Here is a 17,617-nt window from a genome sequence, read left to right on the forward strand (position 1 = left end):
TTATATGAGTGGAATATTCATGTTTAAACGTCTGGCTGCTTATTGGGAAACCCCTACTGAACTGAAACCGCGTTTACCTTTTCCTTATGTGGATTTATATAACTGGGCGCCAGGTGACGGGCGGGTAAATTTTGGTGATCATCTTTCAGAGATTGTTACTCGCCAATTGTTGGCACTACAGGGATTAAGTCTGGATCAGGAAGTTTCAAAAAGTGCGCGCTTGTTAGCCATTGGTTCAATCTTGCAATACAGTGCAAACGATGACCATATCTGGGGTACAGGTTGGAATGGCAAAGTACCCGAGATCATGTTCAAATCCAAACGCTTGAACCTGCATGCAGTGCGTGGCCCATTGACCCGTGAGTTTTTGCGCAGCCGTGGTTTTACCGTACCGAAAGTTTATGGTGATCCTGCACTGCTGATGCCGCATTTATTTAAAGGACGTTTTACGCCCAATCCCTGCCGCGATTATGTATTTGTGCCCAATCTACACGATCTATCTATATTGCCACCCAAGACACCGAATGTTATTTCACCTTTGCAAGGGTGGAATCGTGTGATTGAACAAATTCTGGAAGCGAAATTAGTACTGGCGAGTTCCCTGCACGGATTGGTGATCGCGGAGGCTTATGGTATTCCAGCACGCTATGTGCGTTTGTCGCAAACTGAAGACTTGTTTAAATACAAAGATTATTATTTTGGTTCCGGGCGTTTGGAGTCTGAATTTCAATTTGCCAATTCAATTGCTGAAGGGCAAGAAATGGGCGGCATGCCGGGGTTGCGTTTTGATCATCGCCCGCTGATGGATGCGTTTCCGCTCCATTTATGGAATTAAATTTTTAACTATCGATTTAGGCCAGGCGTAATAACCGCTGCAAATACGTTATAGCAGGTTTTGCTTTGGCGGGCGCCATGGCCGCACTCTCGCCTAAAAAATGTTTCGTTTCATCGCGAAAAATACACGACATGATAAAAATATAAATCAGCCCACCGAAACCGGCGAGCAATAGTAAACGTACTCCGAGCGCCCAGTCAGCGGGCAATAAAAATTTTGTAAGTTGTACCAGCGCGAACATGATTAAGGCTGCGGTGAAAGTGGGCGCTATAATGCGCAACTGTTGTAGTATGCCCACGTTAAATATGGTTTTGAAAAATAACATATTGAAAATAATACTCAGATACGCCCGCAATGCATAACCCGCTGCCGCCACCACTATACCGAAAGGTACTAGCAGAAAACCGAGCAGGCAATTCAGTACAAATGTGATAACTGCCAGTAGCATAACGTAGTTCGTATGGCCGCTTGCGGTCAGTGCGGAATTCACTTGTGCACTAATTACCATGGGGGCAATCCCCAGTGCCAACATGGTCATTACCTGGCCGCTTTGTGCCCATTTATCGGTAAAGGCAAGTTCAATAAACTCAGGCCCCAGCGCCGCAGCGCCAAAAAAAATCGGGAAAGTAAAATAAGCACTGATGCGCATTACGCGCAGTGTGGCCTGCGCGCGTGCGTCGCGCTCGTTCAATCGCGACAATGCCGGTAGCAGCGCCTGCTCGAAAGGCTTTATTACAATTTCTTGCATGATAAATAGCACGCGCCCACCCACGCGGAAAAACCCTAATGCAGCGGGGCCAATTAAGAGGCCTATCAATAATTCGTATATTTTACTCGCGAGATTACTTACCAGTTGTGCAAGTGTCAGCGGCGCAGAAAAACCTAATAGTGATCGTGTGTGTAGGAAAGAAAAATGCAAACTGGGAAACCAGTGTGCGCTTTTCCAGGTGAGCAGGGTCATGAATATCTGGTTAATTAATTGTTGCCATACCAACGCCCAAACACCGTAACCCAAAAAGGCCAGTGCTACCCCCGCGATGCCGGATACCAAGCTTGCAATGACAGTGCGCAGCGCAATCGCACGAAAATTAAACTCTCGTTTGAGTTTGCCTTCATGTACTGCTTTGGCGCCCTCCAAAAAAAAGATCACGGAAAGCACCTGTACTAATAATTCGGCGCGGGAGTCGTAGTAAAAAGCGACCAGTGGCGCTACTACCCAAAATGCAACCGCAGTAACCACCAATGCCAATAACAGGTTGAGATAAAAACCAGTGGCCGCGTAGTGTTCATCCCATTCGGGGTGGCGCACGATGGCTTGTGAGAAGCCGGCATTGACAATGACTCTACCCAACTCAACCACAATTAATGCAAAGGCGACCAAGCCAATTTCTTCCGGCGCCAACAGGCGGGAAAGAATAATAAAAATCACCAGGCTGATGAGGCTATTACCGCTCGCAGCGGTACTCATCCAAACACTGCTTTTACCAAAATTCTTTTTCAGGCTCATAGAGGATTGATTCGTGCGTTAACTAACTGCTGCAAGGCATGTTCATATTTGTTGCTATCGATACAGTTTTGCATTTGCTGTGCACAGCAGGATTTTCTCTTGGCGAGTAATGTGCGATCGCGATAAATGTCGCCCAGTATTTGTACTGCTGCCTGACTGTCGGCATCGGCCCAAGTGATGTTATCAACTTCCTGAAACTCCGGGTGCTTGGAGTTAACCGCAATGGGTGTGCAGGGCACTAAAAAACTATTTTCTGCCGTACAGAAATCCATATTCCCTGACCAAGCGGTTGCGAGTACGGGGGTGTCTAACAACATCGCTTCGGCAAGGGTTAAACCAAAACCTTCCGAACGGTGCAGTGACGCATAGAGATCGGAACTCTGAATTAAACCGAGCACATCGGCGCGACTCCAATGTTGATCGATTAAACAGATATTGGGGTGCCCGGCGATAGCATCAAGCAGTTGCTGCTTTTCAGGTGAATCGCCACCGGTATTCGCTTTTAGCACTAAATAAGCATCGGGCGTATGAGCAAATGCTTGTTTAAACGCAGCGACTAATGCGAGGGGATTCTTGCGTTCCATTGCGCTGCCAAAACTAAAAATGCTGGATACCAAAAATGCCTGCTCGGGGATGTTTAATTTGCCACGCATACCTTGGGTAGCTTCACCGCGCGTAACCGGGTGGGTCGCCGTCAGTACCGGGTAATCTGTGTAGCGCTGGATAACATCAGTCGTAAAGCGAGAGGGTGTGATAATCGCATTCATATAGCGAATAGCATTAACCCATTCGCTGGGTATGGCCTCCAACTCCCATGCCCAATAACCGATGTTGTAGGTTTTTTTAAAATTGGCGATTCCCATTTGGAAAATCACCGGCGGCAACATGGGTGGGTTCAAGTGATAGATTCGACAATTAATAGCAGTTGGCCCGCTGGGATTAGGCTTTTGTGCCGGCCAGTCCCATGCTAGTTCTTCGGGTTTGTGAAAAAACTTTTCTACACTGGTGCATTGCACCTGATAACCGTCTGCCGCTAATTGTTGCGCGCACAAGCGGGCAGATTCGCCAATGCCGGAAATGCTGTGAAAAAATCCAATCACTTCTATGCGCAACTCGGCGATGTTAAGGGGGAGCGGCGCGTCGCTTTTGGGAATCATACGCTGCAATAGCTGCGCACGAATGCGGCGGTAAATATGACGCGCGAGGTTTTTCATAGGTTTTGAATGCTCATACAAAAGCTATTGCGATTAAGGTGTTTTTTTGGAGTCAGTTAGCGTTGTGGGTGCTTGTATTGGGGCGCGTAGTTGACCATAAAAATCCAGAGTTTGTGCAGCGAGTTTGTCCCAGTTGTAATTATCCAATGGACACTCTTGCGGGCGGCTGCTGTGTTCAAGGGCAAGCAACGCGTGTTGCAGGCTTGCCGGTGTTAAGTCGCTGGCGTAACCGTAAATCCAGTGCAGCCCCAGTTTCTTTTGCAATTCGGCTACGGCGCCCATATGCGGTGCAATCACCGGGCGATTGTAAGAAAGCGCCAATAGTAACGCACCGGAATTGAGAATTGCTTTGTAGGGCAAAATCACCACATCGGCTGCGCTCATAAACAGTGCCAATTCGCTGTCGGGAATAAAGCGCAGGAATAAATGGGTGTTGGCATTTTTTAGCGTTTCCATGGTGCTACGCAACTCGGTAGGTGCCGTGTCTGCAGTGCCTGCTACAACTAATTGATAATCCGCGAGTTCGGCTTGATTAAATGCTTGCATTAAACCGTCGATATTTTTGTAGGGTTTTATCATCCCGACAAACAATAATACTTTTTTGGCTGGATCTAATCCCAATTGGGTTTTTGCAACCTGTTGATCAATGGCTGGGGGATAACAGCCCCGATAGTGACCGTGGGGAATAATGGCGTAATGACTGGTGGGGGAGGTTTTGTACAACTGATAAAACGCCGCGCGATTGGCTTCGCTCATAAAAATAAAACCGTCGCAGCGCCGTGCAAACCACTGCATAAATGCGTTTGATAACCGCGGGCGGCGCGCATCGTGAGGTGCTGTGTTGTGCACTGTCCACACGATTTTTGTGCCTCTTAATTTTAATACGCACACAGTGACTGCCAGGAGCAGCATGCGCTGTACACTTTTACCAAGGCTGGGGCGATTAATATCACCATCCGGCCAATGGAAATGCACTATGTCGCAGGGTGTACGCAGGGCTTTGCTGTGGCGATATTCCTCAACCTTCACGTCGAGTTGCTGTAGTTCGCGATAGAGCAGTGCGTTGTAGGGATTAACCTTTTCATTGCTAAAGGCTGGCGCCGCAAAAATTTTCATAGTCTTATCCTTCCGAGTGACGCAGGTGATCTATGCGATTACCGCTGCGCAAGCAGAGTAAGAGGAACTGCACGATATCCACTGTGTAGCGCCGCAATAAACGCGAAGGTTCAAGGCATAAGCGATAAAACCATTCCAATCGCAAACGTTGCACCAACGCGGGCGCGCGGGTTTTGTCGCCTGCCAGAAAATCCAGTAGCGCGCCAACACCCATCAACACTGGCGCATTTAATTGGCGGCGATGTTTTAAAATCCATTGTTCTTGATAAGGGTTGCCCATGGCGACCAACACTACATTCGCATTGCTGGCATTAATCGCGGCAATAAGTTCTTCGCTGTTACGCGCTTCATCGTAACCGTTGCGTACACCGACTACCTTAACCTGATATTGAGTTGTCAGTGTTTGCGCGGCGCGCTGTGCAATACCGGGTTTGGCGCCGAGCAAAAAAACTCGTGCACTTGCGCCCAGTTGTTGTAAAAACTGCGGGGTGAAATCCGTACCATTTAAATTTTCAATAAAGCGACGGCGATGCACGAGCCAAGTGGCAATATCCAGCCCAATACCGTCGTTGACAATAATTGTGTCACTGCCTGCCAGAGCGGTCTTTTCGGCTTGGCATTTCACAATAAAATTAGTGTTGGCAAATAATAAAGCGATTTGTTGCTGCTGCATTTTTTCTTGCAAAAGCGGAATTAATGCGGCGCTGGTGGTGCGCATTATAGGGAATCCGCCAAGGGGGATAATGTCATCCGGTGAAATTGCATTAATTGTGTCTGTAGTCATTATGCAAATACCTCTGTGTCGCTGAATTTTTTAGGCGCGAGCATGCGTTCGGTCACTTGCGCCCAATCCAGTACTGTGCGTTTGGTGAGCGGTTGCGCTGGGTTTAGTGCACGTGAAATCGCTTGAGCAATAGAATTTTCATCGCCAATGTCATAACCAAAACGGGTGGGGTAATCGGCGGCGATAAAATGTGGGCAAATCGCGGGTAAACCAAAAAATTCATATTGCGTGAGTTTAAGTGAGGTATCGCGTAAATAAGCGGGCAGGTTCACGCTGGCGTAAGGCGCAATACCGAGTGTGGCGTGTTTGATGTAGGGCAGGGTTTTATCAAACGGCATTTCACCGTACACGCTGATATTTTCACCGTACTCCGGGTGGCGCGGTTGGCAGGAACCGATAATATGAAAATGAATATGTGGAAAGCGCTTGCCCGCAAGAATAAAAAATTGTGGATCAAACAACATGGAGCCAACCGATACCGCATGTATGCCTTCGCCATAAGGCGATGGGTTGGCCTTTTCATTAACAGAATGATCAATTCCCTGCGGTACAAATGCGAGATTGTGCGTTGACGGCATGGAGTCGGCCAGCGCTTTGGAGGGCATGACTATGGTGTCTATCTCTTTGGCGATGCGGGCAAAGGTGTTGCGGATATAGTCTGCGGCGTCAATCGTGTCCAGTGCATCGGAGGCGCGGTAAAGTATTTTTGCGCGCGGATTTAATTTTTTAATTAAATCGAAAAAAATCGGTGCAACACCGCTCTCCAAAATAATCACATCCGATTCTTTTATCCAACGGCGTAACACCGCGTTAAAGCCGAAGCTGTAAAGGTGATACATCAGTGATTCAAACGGGCGAATGCGAATAGGGTGGATCAAGGTTTTCCACAAATAACAATCAACGCCTTGATGATTCACTATTTTGTTTGCCTGATCGTCCAGCGACAGACGCGGGTCGTGTTTATAGCGCGATAAAAAGCTGTAACGCAGCGAGAAGAAGCGTGTCGGCCCCATTTTGGCTAATTCACTCGCCACAAAGTGAATGCCCGCTTTGCGCGGCGAGCGGTAGTCGTGCGCGGAGAGCAGCAGGTATTTCTGTTGCGGCGCCGGGGGAGCGCTGGTCAGGGATGATTCATCTGTGTGGGTAAGTATTTCTGGTGCGGTCACGATGCTCTCCTTCGGTTACTGCATTAAGGCCTTCATTCACAGCATTAGGGATTCGCTGGGTGAGGAACGGGTGGTTGCGGCGGACTGGTTTCATCTTCCCCGGCGCGAAAGAAAAAGGCTTTCAACGGTTCCCATTGCGGTGCAGGTGCCTGGTTAGCACCGCTTAAGGCAAGTGGGTAGCTACCCCACCAACCACCAGCCGCCCAGTAACTCCAGCCGCGCCAGGTGTTGTTGTCCATCAACTCCAGAAAGCGAGTAAGCGTGAGTAGGCATTCGCTGCTGCGCGGCACACCAAACTCCCCTAAAAACAGCGTTTGCTGATGGGTTTTGGCCCACTCGGTAATGCGCTCGAATTTCGCATTAAATTGATCGGCGGGCCGGCACCCCGTGCCAGTGCTGGTGGTGTGAGTACCCGAGTAGTCACTGTCGGTGTACTGGTGGACTTCGATAATGGCGCGGTTGAGCGGGTCATGCAGGTCACTAAATTCGCTGGCGTTGCTGTATTCCAGGCCGGAAAACCAATCGTGCAGGCCACTCCAGCGGCCACCGCTGACAAAGACCAGATTGGTCGCATCTGCCGCGCGCAGTTCGGCGAGGGTTTGTTTGGCGATAACTGCCCAGCTGTTCAACGGAATATTGGCCGGTTCGTTCATCAACCCGAAGGCGACTTTATTGGCGTCCGGAAATTCGGCGGCTAGCGCCAGCCAAAAGGCGATAAACATAGTGGTTAAGGTGGTGCCTTCGGGCGAAGGTGTAGGCAGTGGGTCGCCCAGTTTGTATTGGTAGTATTTGGCGTAGTTGTGTACGTCCAGCAGTACACATAACCCCGCGGCGCTGGCGTTATTGACTGTAGTGTGCAAACGCCCCAGCTCGGCCGGGTCGAGTGGGCCATTAACCGTTTGTTGCAGGCGCTCCCAGCGAAAGGGCAGGCGAATCATATTGGCGCCCTGGGCGGCGATGTAATTCAATTCCGCGGTGCTGGGATAGGTGTAATTTTTATAGACGATGCCCGGCAAGGCTTTGGTATTGAACTCCGCCCCGGCGAGATTGACGCCGGTCAGCCGCGCTTGATCCAAACAACCCGCCTGTGAAGGTGAGCCAACCATCGCCAACATCAGGCTCAATAAGCCCAGGGCGCGCTTCAGGGGGCGAGGACACCGGAGAATAGTCATGATGCCTTCCGCAATTGATCGTAAAGCGCGAGGTAACGATCAGCCACTTGCGGCCAGGCATAGCGAATCGCAAACGCCTGCGCGGCTTTCACGCGCTGCTGGTAAGCCTGCTCGCCTTGATCGTGAAGTTCCAGCAGCTGGGCGATTGCCGCGTGCTGTTGTATTGCCGGCTCAAAACAGAACCCCAAGCCAGATTCCCCATGCAGCCGCCGAAAGGGTGGAATCGCACTGAGAATGGGTGTGAGCCCGGCACTCATCGCTTCTATCGGCGCTATACCAAAACCTTCGTGATCCGACAGGCAGATGAAATAGCTGGCTTGGTTGAGCAGGTGTTTGATTTCCTCGTCGCTGGGGTTAGCGGCCAAGGTCACTGCATGGCTAATACCCAAGGATTGCGTGGTTGCTTGCAGCTCTGCGAGGCTGTGATCGTATTCGCGCCCGGCGATAATCAAGCGCCACTCGGGGCGCTGCCGCAGCAGTTCAGCGAACAATTCCAATGCAGGAATCAGCCCTTTATTGGATGACCAGCGGCCAAAATACATCAGCGTTGGTGTGAGTTGTGGTGCGGCGCTACCTGCATACTTTTCCACATCCACCCCATTCTCAATGACCTGCAGTTTGTGCTGATCCATGATTTGTCCAAACAAGTCGCCGTCATTGGCACTGGTGGCAACCACCCGGTTGTAGGCATTGGCGGAGAGGCGCGTAACACTGTGGAAATACGCCTGTTTGGCGCGCGACGCAAAGCGGGTATGGAAGAACCCGCCATGGGTGGATAGCACCAGCGGGCGACGATGTAGCCATTTGGTTGCAGCGAGGAAGTCGTAAAAAAAGTCCACGCCATGCACATGTATTACATCGGCATCCTTCAGGTATTTAAAAACGCCGGGGCACAGGGGGTAGCGGCTGGAACCCATGTAGGGCAGGCGGATGACTTCAATTCCCTCAATCGTCTCTTGCTGGGGCAACAACTCACTGGAGTTACGAAACAGGCGATTGAGGGTAATGATCCGCGTGGCGCCTTGGCCTTGATGTAACTGGTGGCGAGCAATATTGCGCACCACTTCTTCCATCCCGCCAATGGACGGCAGGTATTGGCGCACTATGTGGGTGACTTTAATGGGAGAGCTAACTGGCATCTTTTCCTCCGGTATAAGTGGGTTGCCCGGGAGTAGGTGCAGGCTTTTGCAGGCTGCAACCCACTAAAAACCAGAGTAAGCCGGCGCTTTTGAGTGCAAAAAATGAAAAGCCACTGATACAGAGAATCAGCGCGATGTAGAGCGATACCATCGCCCGAAAACGCTGGCTGGTAGCGGAGCTGATGGGTAATAGCCAGAAGCTGCACCAAAACACCAGCGCCATTGGTAGCCCAAACGTGGCTAGGGTATGGGCGTAGCCCTCATCGTAATAAACCTTGGTGTGACCTATACCGAGTAGTTTGAGGGCGTCAAATTGCAGTAGCGACCAACCGCTGTAGGCGAGGCGCCCTTGCAAGTCGTCATTGAGAATCCGCCCGGTTTCGTTGGGGGTTGTGTAGCCAATGACCAAGAGCAGGAGGATGGCGGCGATAGGAGCGAAGATACAAAAATTAAGCAGGCTGCCGTGCACCAGCAGACGCAGCACTACAAAGCTACTCACGGTCATCAGCGCGAATCGCGAATCGCACAGCACCATCATTATCACCGCGGCCACTACAAAAAATATCCCATCGCGCCAGTGTGTGCGGGCAAGCCCCCAAGCGGCGCAAAGGCTGGCAAAGTTGCCGAGCGATACCGGTTCGAGGAAAACCGAGGAGACCCGATGCGGGCCAAGCAGGCCGGGGAGCAGGGTGCGGCCTATACCTTCGGGGCGCATACCATTGGCTTGCAGGCGGTCTTCCCGGACAAAGTCCATCGCAGGATCAATAGAGCCGATGTTGACGTAGTAGCTGAAAATATCAAACCAGCGGGTGTAGCTATCAAGTAGCAGCAACTCAAACATGCCCATCGCCAAGACCATGCAAATCGCCACTTTAAGCGCGCGATCAGCCAGCTCCAGCCGCCCGATGTTGCACCCCAGCCAGAAGTAGCAGAGGGGGATGGCAATATCGCGAAAGGCTTTGACGTTAACCTGGTCGTTGATGATGCTCAGCAGGCACAGCATGGCAGCGGCGAGACAGGCGAGAATGACCACCCCCGGCAATAGCCGCCGTACCAATAGCGGCACACATGCCATCAGGATAATTGCCTCGGCCAAACCCACGAGCGAGCGCGACATAGGCAGGACGAGGGTATTGAGCAGGCACAACACCGCCTGGTAGCCGACACTGGCGACAATGATAAAAGTGACCAGTCGCTGATCGTTCAGCCAGCGTTGCTCCCGCACCAGATGCGCACTGGCGGGCAGGGGGGGAATAGTCGGGCAGGCCTGCGGGTAGTTCATCCTTACCTCGTGTGTATCGTCTGCAACCGCCACTAGCCGAGCAGGGTTGTGCCCAACAGGCGCACACCTAATTCGCGCAAGCGGTTGCCAATGGCAACCAGCGCTTTGGTGTGAGTGACATGTTGTTGCGCAATTAACAGGGCTGCTCCCGCCTGTGCGGCGACCAGTTGTGCATCGCGATTTGAGTCCATCGGTGCGGTGCTGATCAGGGTGATATCAAAGTGCTGGATCAGCGGGTTCACCCGCTCCTGATAGTGTTTGCTGGCGAGCAATTCCTGAGGGTTGGGCGCGCGGGTGCCGGCAGGTAACACCCACAGTGAGCGCACTTGCTCTATGGCCGTGGGGGCCACCGAGGTGCGCTCGGCAATCCAGTCGGACAAACCGGGTGCGTGCTCCTGCAGGTTAAACAGGGCGTTGAGTTGTGGCGTACGCAGGTTGCTGTCGATCAGCAGGGTGCGCAGGCCGAGTTGCGCAAAACTGATCGCCAGATTGGCGGCAGTGATTGCTGTGGTCGTCGCATTTTCGGCGCTGACTATCGCCAGCGCATGGTGTGGTTGGGGGTTGAAGTAGCGCAACATCAACTCGCTGCGCAGGCTACGCAGTGCTTCTGCCTGTGTGCTGTCCGGTTGAAAGAGTGCGCTCAGGCGGCGGTCAAGTTTGCTCGATGCCGCAGGTGTCTGGGTGTAAGCAAACTGCTCAGCCAGAATGGCGTTAATGTCATCGGCGCTGACCAGCCCCAATTTCAGTGCGGCATCGCCAAAGCGCAGCCCCTGTTTCTTTTGGGTCGCCAGAATGGTGTTCAGGTCTTTGGGGCTGAGCTTGCCCATTGCCACCAGCATTGGTCCCATCCGGGATGACTGGCCGAGCTGCATTGCCTGGGCAAGCGCCTGTTCGCGATCCAGTATTTGCAAACGATCATTCATGGTGCGAGCTCCTGCTATATCTAAGTCTGCGTCTGGCGGTCAGCGCGGAATATGGGCCAGCACCGGCAAACCCAACCCTTGTTCAAGATCCAAAACGCTGCGAATACGTTGATCCAACCATTCCCAACAGAGTGCGATAGCAATACCGGATAGCAGACCGGCCATGGCAGCGAGCAGGATGATCAGGGCGGGTTTGGGGGATGTTGGGCTTGTAGGTACCAGTGCGCTGTTGAGTACCGCGACATCGGTGGCGGCAATCTGGCTTTCCAACCGGGTTTGTACCGAACGGGCGAGTGCGGCGTCGTAAGCGGCTTGGGCGTTATCCACTTCCTGCTTGAGCAGGTTGAGTTCATTGCGATTACGGCTGAGTTGTAGCACCAGTTCTTTTTGCCGTGTTAGCTCGGCTTTGAGCTGGTCTTCGCGGGTTTGCGACAGTTCTACAGAAGACTGCAGGCTGCCACTGATCAGCTCCAACATGCGGTTCATTTGTTGTTTGAGTGCGCCCACTTCACTGCGTGCCTGGCGGTATTGAGGGTGGTTTTCACCGACTTGGGTAGCCAGCTCGGCCAGCCGTGCCTGAGCTTGCGCCAGATCCGTTGCCAGCTTTTGTACTTGAGGGTTATCCAACGCGCGGGTTTCCAGCTGGCCGCGCTTGGTATTGGCAATCTGGTCACTGCGGCTTTGGGAGTTCAGGCGTTCGTTCTGCACGGCGATCAACATAGACGACAGCTCGGCGAGCTTGTTGGATTCCAGATCCAATCGGTCAGAAGACACGAGAATACCGTGTTCCTCTTGATAACTGGAAAGTGCATCCTGCTTCTCGATCAGCTCCTGCCGCATTCCGGTTAATTGCTGGTTGTACCACTGGGTAGTTTGTTTGGCGGGTTCAATACGCAGTTCGAGGTTGGTGTACATATATGCCTCTGCGTAGGCATCGGCGATTTGCGCGGCAAGCTGTGGGTCTTGAGCCTTGAAGGCGATGCTCAACACACTGCTATCCCGTTTGGGCACCACAATTAAACCCTTTGCGAGGAAGCTGAGCATGCGGCGCTGATCGCGCTCGGGTTCACCGGTGAGTTTGGCCGCTTTGATCATGGCAGGAGAGCTACCCAGTGCCAGCTGATCAATCACTTTGCCGGCCACATTGCGACTGCGAATGATATCGCTCTGGGTTGCGAGATAGGCGCCCGTCATTCGAGCTGGTTGTGATTGGCCGCTGATCGGATCGAGCCCGCGGCTATCCACCAATAGGTCAATAGAGGCGGTGTAAGACTTGGGGGTTAGCAAAATCAGTATCGCTGCTGCCAGCAGAGCCAAGGCACAGCTGGCGATAATCGCCCACTTCCGCGCCAGTAAGATGCCCATCAGTGTATTCAGATTCATACGTCAGTTCCTACTTTTCAGGGGCGGCTAGAACAGGCTTTCTCTCACCACCAACACATCTCCGTCCATCACTCGATCATCGGGTTTGGCAACTAATTCCTGTACTGAACCGTCGGCAGCTTCACGAAACACCTTTACCTTGCTGTCGCTGGCGCGCGCGGTGGGGCCACCACCGGCACTGAGTGCCTGACGGATATTTAAAGGGCGATCAAGGGGGTACATTCCTGGTGAATGAACTTCACCATTAATATAAAAACGGCCAGCATTGGGCACATATATTGTGTCGCCATCTTTAAGCCACACCGTTGGCTGCTGTTCCGCAGCGTGGTTGAGCATTTGCTGCAGGTCATATTCGGTACGCTCCTGGCGACCGTTGGCGAGGGTGCGGGTAAGAATTAACCTTTCGCTGCCAGTGGGGGCTATGCCGCCGGCCCATGCCAACGCCTGGGTCAGGCTGGTGGGGCCTTCCAGAACCAGTTTTCCGGGGCTATTAACTCGCCCCAGAATGGCGACCACTTGGCTGCGATACTTGGTAACCAATAGGTTAACTTGGGCATTTTTGAGAAAATTGCCGGCCTCATACCGTTCAGCAATCATTCGTGCCGCTTCGGCACTGGTTTTACCGGCGACGATCATGGTGCCCAGCAAGGGGACTTGCACTGTGCCTGTCGCGCTGACTTGGGCGTCGGCGGCGAGTTCTTGTTGACCATATACAGTGATGCGCACTTCATCACCGCTCCCGATCAGATAACTGCGCGGTGCCATTGACGACTCTGCCCATGCCAGCGTACTGAACAGCAATAAAACAGCTGCGGTGAGGTAGTGACCGGAACGACCAACTGGATAACAACGAATCATTTCAACTGTCCTTAATGATCTATCCACCGAAGTTCGGGGAATAAAACGATATCTAGCTTTGCTCCTGCAAAAGCGAGGCCCACTCATACAATTGATATAAAAAAATCACAAAAATGCAGACCAAGGCATAAATAAAGCGGGCTTTCGTGTCAGATGAATGATTCTTCTTGGTTTTGATGGCGAAATGATGAAATTTCCCAGAGTCATTTTTGTAAATAGGAAATTAATTTTTGTATCTTTTTGGTGCGACGGTGCCCGAAGGGCAGGATTTAGTGCAAAAGCTACATGAATCTATTTAACGCTGTGGATGAGTTTTTTGCGTGGAAGGGCTTTGGGTGCTTGGTGTACAATGCGCGCCTCCCTTTTTCACCTTCCCATCCACATCCCCGCCCATCTCATGGCGCGCGGTTAACTCAGGAACTTTCCACAGGAACTATTTATGTTTGATAAAAACCAAACTATTGCTTCTTTTGATCCCGAAATTTGGGCGTCTATCCAGAACGAAGGTCAACGTCAGGAAGAGCACATCGAGTTGATCGCCTCGGAAAACTACACCAGCCCCATGGTGATGGTGGCGCAAGGCACCAAGCTGACCAACAAATATGCTGAAGGCTATCCAGGTAAGCGTTATTACGGTGGTTGTGAATACGTCGATGTGACTGAAGCATTGGCTATTTCGCGCGCCAAAGAGCTGTTCGGTGCCGACTACGCGAACGTGCAGCCACACGCCGGTTCACAAGCTAACCAAGCGGTTTACGCGGCGCTGTGTAGCCCGGGCGATACTATTTTGGGCATGAGCCTCGCGCACGGTGGTCACTTGACTCACGGAGCCAAGGTCAGTTCATCGGGCAAGTATTACAACGCCATCCAGTACGGCCTGAACCCTGAGACTGGCCTGATCGATTACGACGAAGTAGAGCGTCTGGCCCTGGAACACAAGCCAAAAGTGGTAGTAGCAGGTTTCTCCGCCTATTCACAGGTAGTGGATTGGCAGCGTTTCCGCGACATCGCCGACAAGGTGGGGGCCTATTTGTTTGTGGATATGGCGCACGTTGCCGGTCTGGTTGCAGCTGGCCTGTACCCTAACCCGGTGCAAATTGCCGACGTAACTACCACCACCACACACAAAACCCTGCGTGGCCCCCGCGGTGGTTTGATTCTGGCCAAAGCCAACGAAGAAATTGAGAAAAAACTCAATTCTGCCGTATTCCCCGGCGGTCAAGGCGGCCCGTTGATGCATGTTATCGCTGCCAAAGCGATCAGCTTTAAAGAAGCCATGACCCCCGAGTACAAGGCTTATCAGAAACAAGTAGTAGTAAACGCCAAGGCGATGGCCAAAACCTTTATTGAGCGCGGCATTAATATTGTTTCTGGTGGTACTGAAAACCACTTGATGCTGGTTGATTTGATTGGCAAATCCTACAGCGGTAAAGATGCGGATGAAGCCTTGGGCAAAGCGCACATCACCGTGAACAAAAACGCCGTACCTAACGACCCACGCTCACCCTTTGTGACCTCCGGTATCCGTGTTGGTACTCCGGCGGTGACTACCCGTGGTTTCAAAGAGGCTGAGTGCGTGCAATTGACTAACTGGATTTGCGATATTTTTGCTGCACTGGAAGCCGGTAATGCTGATGCAGTGATTGCCGAGGTGAAAGCCAAGGTATCTGCGCTGTGCAAGCAGTTCCCCGTTTACGCTGAGTAATGGCCCCTACTAAGGAACCCTCGCTATCTGTATACGGGGGTTTTCCTTGATCACAAAAAGGCAGCCTCTGTGGCTGCCTTTTTGTTTTTGGCATTAATTTCCTTTGCCAATATCAATCAAATTTTTGGTTACTGGGGCACTACAATCACGGTGTTGCCAGTTGAACCTGCAGAGCCAGCCGAACCCGTATCTCCGGTTGCGCCTGTGTTCCCGGTATTTCCTGTGTTTCCGGTTGCACCGGTATCGCCCGTGCTACCTGTATCACCGGTTGCGCCAGTGTCACCAGTATTTCCCGTCGCGCCTTGTACACCTTCGTTGCCCGTTGCGCCTTTGTTGCCGGTATTTCCGGTGTTACCTGTATCGCCGGTGGCACCCTTTTCGCCGGCCGGGCCAGGGACTGCAACTACTACTGTGTCTGTTTGGCGTTCGCACGCAGCAAGGCCAATCGCGCCAATTAAGGTTAATAAAAGAAGTGAGTGTTTCATAAGGTGCCTTTTCTGTGAGTGTGAGTTAACGGCAGTTTTAAGGCGAGAGAGCCTTTAGGACAGCGCAGACAAGTAAACAAGATTCGTTTTGCGAGGAAATGTAGAGCAGTTATTTTTCCGCGTAATAAAAATGTAATTACAGTAGAAAAGTGAAGCGCTGCTTGGATCTACCAACACCTCAGGCAAGTCGTCTTTCGTTTAATTTGGGAGGAGTATAGGCAGTAAGCTTGACGAGCGCGGTGCGCCAGCGAACAAAGCGCGTGCGAAAGGGCGAGCTGCAAGCGCTTCTTTTTGTGCGCTCCGACGTGTGCTGGTGGTGGCCGTTACGACGGCAAGATTCACCGGTTTTTGTGCTAGACTGCGCGCCAGTTTTTAATCGCTGGGGCTAATGATTATGCATTGTCCGTTTTGTAGTGCGGAAGATACGAAAGTTATCGATTCCCGTTTGGTGGCCGAGGGCGATCAAGTGCGCCGCCGCCGCGAGTGTTTATCATGCCATGAGCGCTTCACCACTTTTGAAGTGGCTGAATTGGTGATGCCGCGCATCATCAAACAAAACGGCACCCGCGAACCCTTCGACGAAAACAAACTGCGCGCCGGTTTACTGCGTGCGCTGGAAAAACGCCCTGTGAGTATTGAGGCGATTGAGTCTGCCATTAACCATATCAAACACTTTTTGCAGGCCACGGGCGAACGTGAAGTAAAAGCCTTATTGGTCGGTGAAAAAGTAATGGAGCAATTGCAGAAACTGGATGAGGTCGCCTATGTGCGTTTTGCCTCTGTTTATCGCCGCTTTAAAGATCTAAACGAATTCCGTCAGGAAATTGATCGCCTTGAACAGCAACCCGAACACGAACAGTAAGCGGACGCGAATAATCCCCTAATGGCTATTACTCCAGTCGATTTTGATTTTATGGCGCAGGCGTTCCGGTTGGCGGAGCGCGGCCTCCATACCACCATGCCCAATCCGCGCGTAGGTTGTGTGCTGGTAAAAGATGGGCAGATTATTGCCGAGGGCTGGCATATTCGCGCCGGTGAAGCTCACGCTGAGGTCAATGCATTGCGTGCAGCGGGAGAAGATGCGCGCGGTGCCACGGCTTATGTCAGCCTTGAACCTTGCAGTCATACCGGCCGCACAGGCCCCTGTTCTCAAGCGCTGATTGATGCGGGTGTGGCGCGCGTAGTTTATGCGATGGAAGACCCTAACCCATTAGTGTCTGGTGATGGCATCGCCATGTTGCGCGCCGCGGGTGTGCAGGTGGATGGCTCTTTATTAGAAGACGATGCACGCGCATTGAATCCCGGCTATATCAAACGCATGGAGCGCAAGTTGCCCTTTGTGCGCTGCAAATTGGCCATGAGTCTCGATGGCCGCACAGCGATGGAATCCGGTGAAAGCAAATGGATTACTGGCCCCAAAGCGCGTGCTGATGTTCAGCGCTTGCGCGCGCGTTCCTGTGCAATTATTTCCGGTGTCGATTCGATTCTGCAGGATAATTCCTCCCTGACTGTGCGTGTAGACGAATTGGATTTGCCCAATGCACAGGAGGCAGCCGCCAAACAACCGCTACGCGTGATTCTGGATTCAACCCTGCGTTTGTCGCGCAACGCCTTGTTATTCAAACAACCCAGCCCCATCTTGCTGGTTCATAACGGCTCGGTAGATGCGGCTCAATATGATGGCTGGCCGGAGTTTGTCGAACTGTTAGCTCTGCCCGCGAAAGATGACCGTATCGATTTAACTGCGCTGTTGCGCGAGTTAGCGAAGCGCCAGTGCAACGAGGTGTTGGTAGAAACCGGCGCGACTCTGGCGGGCAGTTTTTTACGTCGTGGCCTGCTCGATGAAATCATTATTTATATGGCGCCCAAACTGCTGGGCAGCAATGCGCGCCCCATCTTTGATTTGCCGCTGGATACTATGTCGTCATCGCTGGCATTAAAAATCAAAGATATTCGCGCCGTGGGCCGTGACTGGCGCATTACCGCCGCGCCCGATACCGAATATTAAGGCTTTTTTGTAAACCCAATTTCCCCTAAAGGTTTTTCTT

At 52.0% G+C, this 17,617-nt stretch carries 16 protein-coding genes; 4 read left to right on the forward strand and 12 right to left on the reverse strand.

Annotated features, from left to right (window positions below; genetic code table 11):
• Positions 1–19 precede the first annotated feature (19 nt).
• Positions 20–835, forward strand: a complete 816-nt coding sequence (locus NNX04_RS20260) for a polysaccharide pyruvyl transferase family protein (RefSeq protein ID WP_261946992.1) — start codon at positions 20–22, stop codon at positions 833–835.
• A 16-nt stretch (positions 836–851) separates the two neighbouring features.
• Here NNX04_RS20260 and NNX04_RS20265 read toward each other — a convergent pair whose 3' ends face one another.
• From NNX04_RS20265 to NNX04_RS20315, 11 genes are read right to left on the reverse strand one after another with little or no spacing between them, the layout of a single operon-like run.
• On the reverse strand, positions 852–2,303 hold the full coding sequence (locus NNX04_RS20265) for a lipopolysaccharide biosynthesis protein (protein WP_261946993.1): 1,452 nt from the start codon (positions 2,301–2,303) through the stop codon (positions 852–854).
• A 35-nt stretch (positions 2,304–2,338) separates the two neighbouring features.
• Positions 2,339–3,556, reverse strand: coding sequence for a glycosyltransferase family 4 protein (locus NNX04_RS20270; RefSeq protein WP_261946994.1), 1,218 nt, complete (start codon positions 3,554–3,556; stop codon positions 2,339–2,341).
• A gap of 33 nt (positions 3,557–3,589) precedes the next feature.
• A complete protein-coding gene (locus NNX04_RS20275) occupies positions 3,590–4,672 on the reverse strand; it encodes a glycosyltransferase family 4 protein (RefSeq protein ID WP_261946995.1) in 1,083 nt (360 codons plus the stop codon).
• 4 nt (positions 4,673–4,676) lie between these two features.
• Positions 4,677–5,456: a WecB/TagA/CpsF family glycosyltransferase gene (locus NNX04_RS20280; protein ID WP_151058671.1), complete on the reverse strand. Its 780-nt coding sequence runs from the start codon at positions 5,454–5,456 to the stop codon at positions 4,677–4,679.
• Complete coding sequence (locus NNX04_RS20285) at positions 5,456–6,622, reverse strand: GumK N-terminal domain-containing glycosyltransferase (protein ID WP_261946996.1); 1,167 nt, start codon at positions 6,620–6,622, stop codon at positions 5,456–5,458. The genes NNX04_RS20280 and NNX04_RS20285 overlap by 1 nt, the downstream gene beginning before the upstream one ends.
• 44 nt (positions 6,623–6,666) lie before the next feature.
• A complete protein-coding gene (locus NNX04_RS20290) occupies positions 6,667–7,794 on the reverse strand; it encodes a glycoside hydrolase family 5 protein (protein WP_261946997.1) in 1,128 nt (375 codons plus the stop codon).
• A complete protein-coding gene (locus tag NNX04_RS20295; protein WP_261946998.1) occupies positions 7,791–8,933 on the reverse strand; it encodes a glycosyltransferase family 4 protein in 1,143 nt (380 codons plus the stop codon). The genes NNX04_RS20290 and NNX04_RS20295 overlap by 4 nt, the downstream gene beginning before the upstream one ends.
• Complete coding sequence (locus NNX04_RS20300) at positions 8,923–10,215, reverse strand: polysaccharide biosynthesis protein GumE (RefSeq protein ID WP_261946999.1); 1,293 nt, start codon at positions 10,213–10,215, stop codon at positions 8,923–8,925. Before NNX04_RS20300 ends, NNX04_RS20295 begins: the two co-directional genes overlap by 11 nt.
• A 32-nt stretch (positions 10,216–10,247) precedes the next feature.
• Positions 10,248–11,138, reverse strand: coding sequence for a polysaccharide biosynthesis tyrosine autokinase (locus NNX04_RS20305; protein ID WP_007644041.1), 891 nt, complete (start codon positions 11,136–11,138; stop codon positions 10,248–10,250).
• Between the two features lie 39 nt (positions 11,139–11,177).
• Positions 11,178–12,521, reverse strand: a complete 1,344-nt coding sequence (locus tag NNX04_RS20310; protein WP_007644040.1) for a Wzz/FepE/Etk N-terminal domain-containing protein — start codon at positions 12,519–12,521, stop codon at positions 11,178–11,180.
• A gap of 27 nt (positions 12,522–12,548) precedes the next feature.
• Complete coding sequence (locus NNX04_RS20315) at positions 12,549–13,379, reverse strand: polysaccharide biosynthesis/export family protein (protein WP_261947000.1); 831 nt, start codon at positions 13,377–13,379, stop codon at positions 12,549–12,551.
• Positions 13,380–13,818: 439 nt separating this feature from the next.
• On the opposite strand from NNX04_RS20315, the gene glyA reads away from it, so the two are divergent.
• Positions 13,819–15,084 (forward strand): serine hydroxymethyltransferase, encoded by a 1,266-nt coding sequence (gene glyA / locus NNX04_RS20320; RefSeq protein ID WP_261947001.1) that lies wholly within the window; start codon positions 13,819–13,821, stop codon positions 15,082–15,084.
• 128 nt (positions 15,085–15,212) lie between these two features.
• Here glyA and NNX04_RS20325 read toward each other — a convergent pair whose 3' ends face one another.
• Positions 15,213–15,569: a collagen-like protein gene (locus NNX04_RS20325; RefSeq protein ID WP_151058661.1), complete on the reverse strand. Its 357-nt coding sequence runs from the start codon at positions 15,567–15,569 to the stop codon at positions 15,213–15,215.
• Positions 15,570–15,963: 394 nt separating this feature from the next.
• Here NNX04_RS20325 and nrdR point away from each other — a divergent pair, with 394 nt between their 5' ends.
• Positions 15,964–16,431 carry a transcriptional regulator NrdR gene (nrdR, locus tag NNX04_RS20330; protein ID WP_040392987.1) on the forward strand — a complete coding sequence of 156 codons (468 nt, stop codon included), beginning with the start codon at positions 15,964–15,966 and terminating at the stop codon, positions 16,429–16,431.
• Between the two features lie 21 nt (positions 16,432–16,452).
• Entirely contained in the window at positions 16,453–17,577 is a 1,125-nt protein-coding gene (gene ribD, locus NNX04_RS20335; protein WP_261947002.1) for a bifunctional diaminohydroxyphosphoribosylaminopyrimidine deaminase/5-amino-6-(5-phosphoribosylamino)uracil reductase RibD, read from the forward strand.
• The last annotated feature ends 40 nt before the right edge of the window (positions 17,578–17,617 follow it).

It is taken from the genome of Cellvibrio sp. QJXJ, assembly GCF_024452345.1.
Lineage (GTDB): Bacteria > Pseudomonadota > Gammaproteobacteria > Pseudomonadales > Cellvibrionaceae > Cellvibrio.

What these genes read in the sequence shown, in the direction of transcription:
- NNX04_RS20300 (WP_261946999.1), bottom strand. Translation starts at nt 10,215, where the DNA reads ATGAACTACCCGCAGGCCTGCCCGACTATTCCCCCCCTGCCCGCCAGT.
- NNX04_RS20280 (WP_151058671.1), bottom strand. Translation starts at nt 5,456, where the DNA reads ATGACTACAGACACAATTAATGCAATTTCACCGGATGACATTATCCCC.
- NNX04_RS20290 (WP_261946997.1), bottom strand. Translation starts at nt 7,794, where the DNA reads ATGACTATTCTCCGGTGTCCTCGCCCCCTGAAGCGCGCCCTGGGCTTA.
- NNX04_RS20265 (WP_261946993.1), bottom strand. Translation starts at nt 2,303, where the DNA reads ATGAGTACCGCTGCGAGCGGTAATAGCCTCATCAGCCTGGTGATTTTT.
- NNX04_RS20275 (WP_261946995.1), bottom strand. Translation starts at nt 4,672, where the DNA reads ATGAAAATTTTTGCGGCGCCAGCCTTTAGCAATGAAAAGGTTAATCCC.
- NNX04_RS20295 (WP_261946998.1), bottom strand. Translation starts at nt 8,933, where the DNA reads ATGCCAGTTAGCTCTCCCATTAAAGTCACCCACATAGTGCGCCAATAC.
- nrdR (WP_040392987.1), top strand. Translation starts at nt 15,964, where the DNA reads ATGCATTGTCCGTTTTGTAGTGCGGAAGATACGAAAGTTATCGATTCC.
- glyA (WP_261947001.1), top strand. Translation starts at nt 13,819, where the DNA reads ATGTTTGATAAAAACCAAACTATTGCTTCTTTTGATCCCGAAATTTGG.
- NNX04_RS20325 (WP_151058661.1), bottom strand. Translation starts at nt 15,569, where the DNA reads ATGAAACACTCACTTCTTTTATTAACCTTAATTGGCGCGATTGGCCTT.
- NNX04_RS20270 (WP_261946994.1), bottom strand. Translation starts at nt 3,556, where the DNA reads ATGAAAAACCTCGCGCGTCATATTTACCGCCGCATTCGTGCGCAGCTA.
- NNX04_RS20305 (WP_007644041.1), bottom strand. Translation starts at nt 11,138, where the DNA reads ATGAATGATCGTTTGCAAATACTGGATCGCGAACAGGCGCTTGCCCAG.
- NNX04_RS20315 (WP_261947000.1), bottom strand. Translation starts at nt 13,379, where the DNA reads ATGATTCGTTGTTATCCAGTTGGTCGTTCCGGTCACTACCTCACCGCA.
- ribD (WP_261947002.1), top strand. Translation starts at nt 16,453, where the DNA reads ATGGCTATTACTCCAGTCGATTTTGATTTTATGGCGCAGGCGTTCCGG.
- NNX04_RS20260 (WP_261946992.1), top strand. Translation starts at nt 20, where the DNA reads ATGTTTAAACGTCTGGCTGCTTATTGGGAAACCCCTACTGAACTGAAA.
- NNX04_RS20310 (WP_007644040.1), bottom strand. Translation starts at nt 12,521, where the DNA reads ATGAATCTGAATACACTGATGGGCATCTTACTGGCGCGGAAGTGGGCG.